This is a genomic window from Geomonas sp. (assembly GCF_056994735.1).
In genome coordinates this window covers 1-5723 of sequence record NZ_JBXKJL010000067.1, presented here as the reverse complement: position 1 = coordinate 5723, position 5723 = coordinate 1, and the positions used below count along the sequence as shown (strand labels likewise).

The following is a 5723-nucleotide window of genomic DNA, read 5'->3' as shown; positions in this document are numbered from 1 at the left end:
TCATTTCCGCCCGTGCGCGATCGGACATGAAATCGACAGGGACGGCGACGGCTCCACTGATGATGATGCCCCAGTAGGCAACGCCCCACCAGGACGAGTTCGGCCCCCAGAGGAGGACCCGATCGCCAGGCTGCACCCCCTTTTGGGCAAGGAGCGCAGCCATCTTTCTCGACAGCCCGGCCAGTTCCCCATACGAGACCGGCAAACGTCGCACCCCGGTTCGGTTGACAAAAACCGTCTTGTCACCCCTGGCCTCGAAACTCTGGAACAGATCTACCAGCGTCTGCATTGATGCTCCTTTCAGCTCTGTCGATACCCTGCACCTTGACGACCGCCTCGTCTAGAGTCTACCGGAATCACAGGGTGTTTTCGACCGTAAAGGTGAATCCACCTCACTTTGTGTTAAAGTTGGACGACATTCGCACATTGATCCGGCCTCAGCTAAAAACTGATCGAGCACCGGAGCCCGTCCATGCCCGCAGCCAAAAGAGTACGACTCCTCCTGAAGATACTTTCTTCCAGCGTGTTCGTCCTCATCCTTACCGGATTCGGCGTTGTAAAGCCGGCAAAGGCTGAAAGGGGCACAGACGCAGCTCCGGCCGCGACAGCACCTTCAGCACCGTCGCCTCCCCCGCCCACGGAAAGATACCAGTGGCGGCGTACCCCCGATGAGGCAGCTGCCAACCGGGCCTCGGCAGATGACGGAAAGGGGGCCCTTAAGGTCGATTCCCCCAAGGGACAGGTGCACTCGTGGGAGACCGGAGCCGGCAAGAGCTACCTGATCCCGGCCTGGGAGGTCCCGACCTTCCTGTTGCTGCTCAACCTGGTGAACCGCACCTTCTTCCCTGACGACTACACCAATGGCAAAAGAACCTACGCCACCGGTTTCGTGACCACCTGGGACCAACTGGAGGACCAGGATTGGGCCTTCGACAAGGACCCCTTCAACGTCAACCAGTTCGCCCATCCTTACCAGGGGTCGATGATGTACGGGTTCGCCCGCTCCGCCGGGCTCGGATTCTGGGAGTCGTGGGCTTACAGCAATGTGGGGAGCTTTATCTGGAAGATGGCTGGGGAAACCGGCCCGCCGTCGACCAATGACATGATCACCACGGGCAACGCCGGATCGCTTTTGGGCGAGGCGCTGTTCCGGATGTCGCAACTGGTGCTGAAGGAGCAGCACGGTCCGCCCGACGGCTGGCATGAGCTCGGCGCGGCGATTGTCTCGCCGCCGACGGGATTCAATCGCCTGGCCTTCGGAGACCGCTTCAAGCCCGTCTTCCCGAGCCACGACCCGGCGACCTTCTGGCGCTTCCGCCTGGGGGCCATGTTCGACCACCACAATGACGCGACCCTCGACTTCGCCATGTCCTACGGATTGCCGGGACGAATCGGGTATTCCTACCGGCGACCGCTGGACTACTTCGATTTCCAGATAAGCGGTATCGCGCTCGAAGACAACCCGGTCGGAACCGTCCTGCTCCGCGGCCTCCTCCACGGAAAGCAGTACGAGGCTGGCGAGAACTATCGCGGGATCTGGGGTCTATACGGAAGTTACGACTTCATCTCCCCGAGCATCTTCCGTGTCTCGAGCACTGCCCTTTCCCTGGGCACCACCGCGCAGTACTGGATGGCCCAGGATGTCGCCCTGCAAGGATCGGTACTTGGCGGAGTCGGCTTCGGTGCGGCCGGTGTCACACCCGTTCACGACGGGAGCCGGGACTACCACTACGGCGTGACGCCGCAAGGGATGACGGCGCTGCGACTGATTCTCGGGGACCGGGTGTCGCTGGAAACGTCAGGGCGGGGTTATTGGGTAACCGGAACGGGTTCCGATAACGCACAAGGCGACGAGGCTATCGTGCACGCCAGCGCCAACCTGATCTGGAGGGTCTTCCGCCGGCACGGCCTCGGCCTGCAGTTCGTGGAATCAGTGAGGAATGCGAAATACGGCAACCTCCCGAGCAGGCATCAAAGCAACGCCACTTTCGGAATCTTCTACACCTTCCTCGGCGATACGCACCTAGGCGCGGTGGAGTGGAGAGATATCTGGGCCAGGTAGCATGACGGATCGAATGCGCCGGGAGCCAGGCAAAGACGAGATACACTCACACCCCGAGGATCAACCCCTCCAAAAGCCCCGAGTCGCTTATCTTCAGTTTCTTGAAACCGAAGAGCCGCATGGTGGTGAGCACCACCAGGATGCCGGCGATGATCAGGTCCTCCCGACCAGGCTGGAGTCCGGGGACCTGGAGCCGCTCCTGGGGAGTCAACGGCTTCAGCAACTCGTAGATCCGCTGGATCTCGGCAAGCGGCATGACGTGGTTGTTCACCTTCTTGTAGTCGTAATCGGTCATCTGCAGCTGGATCGACGCGAGAGAGGTAGCGGTCCCGGCTGTACCGATCAGGGTGGCGTTGCTGAAGCGCTCCGCCAGACCTTCCTCTTCCAGCTCCCTTCTGAACTTGGCCAGCTCACGGCTGATCTTGTCCTCCATCTCGGCGGCTCCCGGTTTGCCCTCGGTCAGCCTGACCACGCCGATGGGTAGACTGCTCGAGAAGACGAGGCGGGTGCTTTCGGCGAGCGTATATTCGGTGCTGCCGCCTCCCACATCGAAGACGGCGAAGTCGCCGCTCCTGTCGTCGACGATGGAGGTGACGCCTCTGAGGGTCAGGACTGCTTCCTCGGTCCCGTCTATTATCTCCAGTTCAAGCCCCGTCTCGTCCTTGACCCTTTGGCAGAAGGCCTTGCCGTTGACGGCGTCGCGTACGGCGCTGGTCGCTACCGCCCGCACCCGCATCACCTGGTGGCGTTTGATCTCGTCGGCGAAAAGTTTCAGCGCGGCAATGGAGCGCTGCTGGGCCTCCTCTGAAAGCCCCCGCTCCCTGGTGAATCCTCCTCCCAACCTGGTGATGGTCCGGTTAAGCAAGATCTGGTGGAACGGTTGCTGGTTCGCGATCAGCAGCCTGACGGTGTTGGTCCCGAGGTCAATGGCCGCTACGGGTTGAGTCATGGGCGATTCCTCTTTTCTGTTCGATGATCGAGTAGCTGAGATGGGCGATCTTGGAGAAGCTGGCGATCATGTCGCCGTACAGGAGGCCGGCTATGATGCCGCACTTCCCGCTTTTCAGCCGCCTCAGGTGGCTTTGCTGAAGCTGCTCCTCCAGCGCTGAGATTTCGTGTCGAAGTGGTTCGATATCGCCTTCATCTTCCCCCTTCAGGACCCGCTCGCAAAAAGCCATCGCCTCCCCCACCTTGGTGGCGAAGGCCTTGAGTTCGTCCATGGCGAGGTTCGAGAAGCGCAGCCCCTCCTCTTTTTTGCGCAACAGGTAGTTCAGCACCGCCTCGCCCTGATCTCCGACGAGCTCCATCTCGTTCACCATCTGCAGCATGGTCGGGATCTCGATAGCACGGTCGATGGAGAGGGTTTCCCTGGAGAGGGCAACCAGGAACTGCGACATGTCGCGGTGCAGGACATCGAGTACCTGCTCCTTGGCCCTGATAGCCGAGGCGACCTTGGGATCGAAGGCGTCGAACTGCGAGACCAGCTCCTGGAACATGGCGCAGGCGATGCTGCCCATGCGGCCGAGCTCCATCCAGGCCTGAGCCAGGGCGATGGTCGGCGTCTTCATCACCCTGTTGTCGATGAACCTGGGCCTGGGCTCGCTCTCGGAGCGGCGGGTCGGAAGGAGCGTTTCCGCCGATCGCGCGAGAAAGCCGATCAGCGGCAGGAAGATGATGGCGGTGGAAACGGTGAAGAGCGTGTGGGCGTTGGCGAGGTGCCGGGCGATGTTAGGGGGCATCCCCTGGGCCATGAGCTGCGGCTGGTGCACGGCCGGAGACGCCCCGGGTGAAACGAGGTTCACCGCGTGCAGGAAGAGCGGGAAGAAGATCAGCGCCAGCATGATGGCCATGCCGTTGATGGCGAGATAGATGACCACCGCCCTTTTTGCGGTGGGGCTCCCTTCGATCGAGGCTATCAGCGGAATGAGGGTGGCGCCGGCAACTTCACCGATGACCATGGCGATCGAGGTGTCGTAGGGGAGAACGCCGCCGGAGGCGAGGGCTATGACCAGCCCCATGGTCGCGCTGCCGGACTGGACGATGAAGGTCAGCATCGCTCCCAACAGGACCGCCATCAACCTGTACGAGAGAAAGTCCTTCTGCAGGCCCGCCAGGATCGCGCTTTGCCTCAAGGGGAGGCAGGCATCCTCGAGAATGGAGAGTCCGAAGAAGACCAGTCCCACGCCCAGCAGCAGCCCGCCGAACTCGGCGAGCTTCCTGCTGCGGGAGAAAAGTGACAGGAGCACCCCGAAAGTGATGGCTGGAAGCGCCACTGCCGAGACGCGGAAGGCGATGAACTGGATGGCGAGGGTGGTGCCGATGCCGGTGCCGAGAAGGACGCCGAGGGCCTGGTAGAGTGAGAGGAGTCCAGCGTTGACGAAGCCGACCACGAGGACCGAGGCGGCACTGCCTGACTGCAAGATGGAGGCGAGGCAACTGCCGATCAGCGGCGCAGTGAGCCTGTTGCCGGCCCCCCTTTCGAGGAGTCGTCTCAGGCGTTCGCCGGTCACCTTCTTCAATCCCTCCGACATGGTGCGCATGCCGTAGATGAAGAGGGCCAGGCCGCCGAGGCCGGTAAAGATGAGATTGATGTTGAGATTAAGTGAGGTCAAGCGTGCTCCCGGTGGCTGGATGTTACCTCAATCTCTGATTTCCCCATGTGATTAAACATGACTGCCCTCACCGCTACAAGCATGGCAGATGGTGAGGGCAGTCCTTACATTACACGAATTTTTCGCGCGAGACAATGCAGGGGCGAAGGCAACGTGGTGTCGCCACTCCCTGAGCCAAAGCTCGGAACGGTGCGGCTAATCTATTTCCGTCTCGGAACCGGAAACCTTTTCTTTCAGTTCCTTGCCCACTTTGAAGAAGGGGAGCTTCTTCGCCTTGACCGAGATAGACTCTCCGGTCTTGGGATTTCTCCCGGTGTAGGCGTCGTACTCCTTCACGACGAAACTACCAAACCCCCTGATTTCTATCCTGTCGCCGGACAGAAGGGCTTCGGTCATGGAGTTGAAGACCGTGTTGACCACCTCTTCCGCTTTTTTGAACGAGAGGGTCTTCTTCGCGGCGAGAGATTCAATGAGTTCTGATTTGTTCATCGTGCCGTCCTCCAAGATACCGTGTTGTTACGCTAGCAGCATCCTTTTAAGTATTGCTTGGCGAGATATTTCGCTTCCGCAGTCCTTCCCTGGTTACTGAGCAGCGGTACCAGCCTCTCTGCCGCACTCTTGGCCATCGCCGGGAGGGGCAATAATTTCGACCAGGATTCCATCGCCGCCGCATCGTCTCCTGTCGCGTGCTGCAAATCTCCAAGGAGCAACTGGGCCTGATCTGCCATGACGCCCAACTCCATCATCCGTTTCACAGTAGCGATCGCCTCGTCGAACCTGCCGGTTTCGGGGAGCAGGTGGACCAGGGCGAGATAGCTTGCGGGGTTGAGCGGGTTTAGCTCCAGCGAGCGGTTCAGGTACTTCTCGCACTCATGAACTTTGCCGGACCTGTACATTATAAGCGCCAGCTCGTAGATTACAATGTCGCTTTCACTATTTCGCAGCAATTGCTGCAAGATAGGAAAGGCAGCGGCATCATTGCCGTCGTGGATGAGGAGGTAGGCCTTCCCGAACTCGGGTCCAAGGGTCAGGTAGCGATTCGGCAGGTC

At 60.4% G+C, this 5723-nt stretch carries 6 protein-coding genes; 1 reads left to right on the top strand and 5 read right to left on the bottom strand.

Annotated features, from left to right (window positions below; all coding sequences use genetic code 11):
- A partial coding sequence (locus tag AC11W3_RS03255; RefSeq protein ID WP_484092471.1) for an AMP-binding protein occupies positions 1-289 on the bottom strand: 289 nt, incomplete at its 3' end.
- Between the two features lie 183 nt (positions 290-472).
- Here AC11W3_RS03255 and AC11W3_RS03250 point away from each other — a divergent pair.
- Positions 473-2062 carry a DUF3943 domain-containing protein gene (locus AC11W3_RS03250; protein ID WP_484092470.1) on the top strand — a complete coding sequence of 530 codons (1590 nt, stop codon included), beginning with the start codon at positions 473-475 and terminating at the stop codon, positions 2060-2062.
- Positions 2063-2108: 46 nt separating this feature from the next.
- Here AC11W3_RS03250 and AC11W3_RS03245 read toward each other — a convergent pair whose 3' ends face one another.
- The 4 genes from AC11W3_RS03245 to AC11W3_RS03230 all read right to left on the bottom strand — a co-directional run.
- Complete coding sequence (locus AC11W3_RS03245) at positions 2109-3011, bottom strand: Ppx/GppA phosphatase family protein (RefSeq protein WP_484089437.1); 903 nt, start codon at positions 3009-3011, stop codon at positions 2109-2111.
- On the bottom strand, positions 2986-4674 hold the full coding sequence (locus tag AC11W3_RS03240) for a Na/Pi cotransporter family protein (RefSeq protein WP_484089436.1): 1689 nt from the start codon (positions 4672-4674) through the stop codon (positions 2986-2988). The genes AC11W3_RS03245 and AC11W3_RS03240 overlap by 26 nt, the downstream gene beginning before the upstream one ends.
- Positions 4675-4869: 195 nt before the next feature.
- Positions 4870-5163: an HU family DNA-binding protein gene (locus AC11W3_RS03235; RefSeq protein WP_484089435.1), complete on the bottom strand. Its 294-nt coding sequence runs from the start codon at positions 5161-5163 to the stop codon at positions 4870-4872.
- A 32-nt stretch (positions 5164-5195) separates the two neighbouring features.
- Positions 5196-5723, bottom strand: a 528-nt coding sequence (locus AC11W3_RS03230) for a tetratricopeptide repeat protein (RefSeq protein ID WP_484092469.1), incomplete at its 5' end; no start/stop codon positions are given.